Raw genomic sequence first — 478 nt, 5'->3', positions numbered from 1 at the left:
GTGTAGGCGATGGCAGCTGCCTTGCCGCCATCTTCGGAGCCCGTGAAAAGGAAATTTTTTCTTCCAAGAGCAATCGCAAGGTCATTCTGCCCATATCAGCGAATTTGTAACCGTTCACTACCCGCATCATCCGCTATTTGGCAAGCGCGTGAGACGCCAGGGCGTCGACCAGCGCAAACGCGGGGCTGTGGCGCACATCGAGACGGCGTCCGGCAATGTTATTGTCATTCCGACATGGATGCTGGATCCGATTGCCTGCGCGGGCATGGAGATTGGCGAGCCCGGGTTTTACTCAAAGCGCTTATTGATCTCGCCAGTCTATTAACCGCCCAAGGCGCGAGGGATAAGCACGCACCAAAGGGAAGCTGCGCTGGCGGCCCTGGCCATGCTGCTGATGGAGGCGGCCTGCACTATGGAAAAGGAGGAACCGCATGAACGCGCTTCCCCAGCGCAAGTGCAGTCGGGCTCTGAGGGCTCC

1 protein-coding gene is annotated in these 478 nt (G+C 58.6%); it reads left to right on the top strand.

The window, feature by feature from the left end; all coding sequences use genetic code 11:
* Nucleotides 1–148 precede the first annotated feature (148 nt).
* Nucleotides 149–325, top strand: coding sequence for a hypothetical protein (locus tag E1297_RS00685; protein ID WP_155132662.1), 177 nt, complete (start codon nucleotides 149–151; stop codon nucleotides 323–325).
* Nucleotides 326–478: the final 153 nt, after the last annotated feature.

It is taken from the genome of Roseibium sp. RKSG952 (assembly GCF_009711355.1).
The sequence above is the reverse complement of the archived record's forward strand: the minus strand, read 5'-3'. Positions and strand labels throughout refer to the sequence as shown.